At 72.1% G+C, this 3,908-nt stretch carries 4 protein-coding genes; 1 reads left to right on the top strand and 3 read right to left on the bottom strand.

The features are described 5' to 3' along the window. The 3 genes from L1885_RS24995 to pdhA form a co-directional block, all read right to left on the bottom strand. Window positions 1-355 (bottom strand): biotin/lipoyl-containing protein (locus L1885_RS24995; RefSeq protein WP_308117395.1); only part of this gene is annotated, 355 nt, incomplete at its 3' end. Between the two features lie 12 nt (window positions 356-367). Further along, window positions 368-1,348, bottom strand: a complete 981-nt coding sequence (locus tag L1885_RS24990) for an alpha-ketoacid dehydrogenase subunit beta (RefSeq protein WP_235799436.1) — start codon at window positions 1,346-1,348, stop codon at window positions 368-370. A gap of 1 nt (window position 1,349) precedes the next feature. Beyond that, window positions 1,350-2,759, bottom strand: a complete 1,410-nt coding sequence (gene pdhA / locus L1885_RS24985) for a pyruvate dehydrogenase (acetyl-transferring) E1 component subunit alpha (RefSeq protein ID WP_235799435.1) — start codon at window positions 2,757-2,759, stop codon at window positions 1,350-1,352. A 350-nt stretch (window positions 2,760-3,109) separates the two neighbouring features. On the opposite strand from pdhA, the gene L1885_RS24980 reads away from it, so the two are divergent. Beyond that, entirely contained in the window at window positions 3,110-3,778 is a 669-nt protein-coding gene (locus L1885_RS24980; protein WP_308117394.1) for a response regulator, read from the top strand. Window positions 3,779-3,908 lie beyond the last annotated feature (130 nt).

Here is a 3,908-nt window from a genome sequence, read left to right as displayed (position 1 = left end):
CGGGCTCGGCGCCGCTCTCCGCGGCGGCCGGCCCGGCGCCGTTCGAGGCGGGCGCCGCCTCGGTGGCCGGCGCGGGGGCGGCCGCGCCGCCACTCACGTCGACGGTGATGATCGGGGCGCCGACGTCGACCGTCGTGCCCTCCTCGAAGCGCAGTTCGCGCACCACCCCGTCGTAGGGAATGGGCAGTTCGACGGCGGCCTTCGCCGTCTCCACCTCGCACACCACCTGGCCGTCGGTGACCGTGTCGCCGGGCGCCACGTACCACTTGAGGATCTCCGCCTCGGTGAGTCCCTCGCCCACGTCGGGCATCCGGAACTCGCGGCAGCCCGCGGCTGCGGACGTGTCAGTCGTCATCTGCGGCACTCCTCAGTACGCGAGCGCGCGGTCGACGGAGTCGAGCACGCGGTCGAGGCCGGGCAGGTATTCGTCCTCCACCCGGGCCGGCGGATACGGGGCGTGGAAGCCGCCGACCCGCAGCACCGGGGCCTCCAGGTGGTAGAAGCAGCGCTCGGTGATCCGGGCGGCGATCTCCGCGCCGGAGCCGTAGAAGACCGGTGCCTCGTGCACCACGACGAGGCGGCGCGTGCGCTCCACGGAGGCCTGCAGCGTGTCGAAGTCGATGGGCGACATCGACCGCAGGTCCACGACCTCCAGCGACTTGCCCTCCTCGGCCGCCGCGGCGGCGGCCTCCATGCAGACCTTCACCATCGGGCCGTACGCCGCGAGGGTCAGGTGCTCACCCGCGCGCACGATCTTCGCGCCGTGCAGCGGTCCCGGGATCGCCTCGGTGTCGACCTCGCCCTTGTCCCAGTAGCGGCGCTTGGGCTCGAAGAAGATCACCGGGTCGTCGGTCTGGATGGCCTGCTGCATCATCCAGTAGGCGTCCGAAGCGTTCGAGGGCGAGACGCACTTGAGGCCGGCGACGTGCGCGAACAGCGCCTCCGGCGACTCGCTGTGGTGCTCGACCGCGCCGATTCCGCCGCCGTAGGGGATGCGGATGACGACCGGCATCTTGACCTTGCCGAGCGAGCGGGCGTGCATCTTCGCGAGCTGCGTGACGATCTGGTCGTACGCGGGGAAGACGAACCCGTCGAACTGGATCTCCACGACGGGGCGGTAGCCGCGCAGCGCGAGGCCGATCGCGGTGCCGACGATGCCGGACTCGGCGAGCGGGGTGTCGATGACCCGCTCCTCCCCGAAGTCCTTCTGGAGGCCGTCGGTGACGCGGAAGACGCCGCCGAGCTTTCCGACGTCCTCGCCCATGACGAGGACCTTGGGGTCGGTCTCCAGGGCCTTGCGCAGGGATTCGTTGATCGCCTTCGCGACGGGAAGCTTCTGGGTGCTCATCTCACTTGCCTCCCTCGGCGCCGGCGCCCGCGGCGGACGCGCCACCGGGGTCGTCGGGGCCGTCGGCGAAGGACGCCTGGTACGCGGCGAACGCCTTGCGCTCCTCGTCGACCTGCGCGCTGCCGTCCGCGTAGACGTTGTCGAAGATCGCCATCGGGTCCGGGTCGGGCATGGCGCGCACGGTCTCGCGCACGTGCCTGCCGAGGGCCTCGCTCTCGTCCTCCAGCCCGGCGAAGAAGGCCTCGTCCGCGTAGCCCTCCCGCTCCAGGTAGCGGCGCAGCCGCAGGATCGGGTCCTTGGCGACCCACGCCTCGCGCTCGTCCTCGGAGCGGTACTTCGTCGGGTCGTCGGAGGTGGTGTGCGCGCCCATGCGGTACGTGAACGCCTCGACCAGCATCGGGCCCGCGCCGCCGCGGCTGTGCTCCAGCGCCGCGCGGGTGACCGCCAGGCAGGCGAGGACGTCGTTGCCGTCGACCCGCACGCCCGGGAAGCCGTAGCCGCGGGCGCGCTGGTAGAGCGGCACCCGGGTCTGGCGCTCCGTGGGCTCGGAGATCGCCCACTGGTTGTTCTGGCAGAAGAAGACGACCGGGGCGTTGTACACGGCCGAGAAGGTGAACGCCTCGGCGACGTCGCCCTGGCTGGACGCGCCGTCGCCGAAGTACGCGACGACGGCGGAGCCCGCGCCGTCCTTGGCGACGCCCATCGCGTAGCCGGTGGCGTGCAGCGTCTGCGAGCCGATGACGATCGTGTACAGGTGGAAGTTGTTGCTGTTGGGGTCCCAGCCGCCGTGGTTGACCCCGCGGAACATGCCGAGCAGGTTCACCGGGTCCACGCCGCGGCACCAGGCGACGCCGTGCTCGCGGTAGGTCGGGAAGACGTAGTCGTCGTCGCGCAGGGCACGGCCCGAGCCGATCTGCGCGGCCTCCTGGCCGAGCAGCGAGGCCCACAGGCCGAGCTCGCCCTGGCGCTGGAGCTGCGTGGCCTCGCCGTCGAACCGGCGGGTGAGCACCATGTCGCGGTACAGGCCGCGGAGCGTCTCCGGCGTCAGGTCGGCGACGTAGTCGTCGTAGTCCGGCCGGGCGACGCGTTCCCCCTCGGGGGTGAGCAGCTGTACGAGCTCGTCGTCGGGGCGCTCGGCGGTCTGTGCCGCACCCCGCGCGTCGGTGCCCGCCGGCTCGCCCGCGCCGCCGCGGGCGGCTGCCGAGCCCTTGGCGCCCTTGGCCGGCCTCGCCGACTTGGCGCTCTTCGCGGGCGCGGCCGTCCTGGCCGCCTTCGCGGTGTTCGCGGCTCCTGCGGCGCCGGTGGCCGGCGCGGCCGCCGCGGCGGTCCGGGTCGTCCTCGCGCCCGTCGCGGCGCTCTGCGCCGCCTGGCCGCTCCGCGGTTTCCGCGCGGTGGTGCTCTCCACGGTCACGTGCGTGTACCTCCGTCTTTCCGGCCCCCGGGGTCCGCCGGGTACCAGTGCGGTTCCGTCCGATTCCTCCGCCCGCGCGGGGTGTGCGCGGACACGGAAAGGTTCCGGACGTGACAGGTGCCCCGGCGAGCGCCTGTGAGAAAGGCACGTTACCCAGAGTGCAGCACGACTGTGAAACCCTGCCTGACCTGCGACTTTCCTTGGATATCCAAGTAAATCGAAGAGCTGGGGAACAGTGGCTGGTCAGGGCGTCGTGAACAGCCTCGCAGGCCGCCGGGACAACGGCACGTTATCCCGGGCCTTCGGCGGCAGGGAAGGGGTGGATGTGTGACACTGCGATGGTGGATGAAGTGCGCGAAAGGGACAAAATCACCGTATTCCTGGTGGACGACCACGAGGTCGTCCGGCGGGGTGTCCACGAGCTGCTGGCCGTCGAGGAGGACATCGAGGTCGTGGGCGAGGCCGGTACGGCGGCGGACGCGCTGGTCCGCATCCCCGCCACCCGTCCGGACGTGGCCGTACTCGACGTGCGACTCCCGGACGGCAGCGGGGTGGAGGTCTGCCGCGACATCAGGTCCCGCGACGAGAGCATCAAGTGCCTGATGCTGACGTCCTTCTCGGACGACGAGGCGCTGTTCGACGCGATCATGGCCGGCGCCTCGGGGTACGTCCTCAAGGCCATCCGCGGCAGCGAACTGCTGACGGCCGTACGGGACGTGGCGGCGGGCCGCTCGCTGCTCGACCCGGTGGCGACGGCCCGCGTTCTGGAACGGCTGCGGGACGGGAACAACCCGCGCACGGACGACAAGCTGGCGAACCTCACCGATCAGGAACGCAGGATCCTCGACCTGATCGGCGAGGGTCTGACCAACCGCGCGATCGGCGAGCGGCTGCACCTGGCCGAGAAGACGATCAAGAACTACGTGTCCGGCCTGCTGTCCAAGCTCGGCATGGAGCGCCGCTCCCAGGCCGCGGCCTACGTGGCGCGCCTGCAGGCCGAGAACCCCGAGAAGCGCTGACGGGAGACGCGCGGTGCCCGGGGAACGCGCACGGCGGCCGGTCGCGGCCGGGAGGGAGCGGCGGCACGGACTGCCGGCCGACGGCGGCGCGGTGCGCGTCGGGCCCACCGTCCGGGCCGTGCGCGGCCGG

It is taken from the genome of Streptomyces fuscigenes (genome assembly GCF_021556455.1).
In the GTDB taxonomy this organism is placed as follows: Bacteria; Actinomycetota; Actinomycetes; order Streptomycetales; family Streptomycetaceae; genus Streptomyces; species Streptomyces fuscigenes.
The sequence above is the reverse complement of the archived record's forward strand: the minus strand, read 5'-3'. Positions and strand labels throughout refer to the sequence as shown.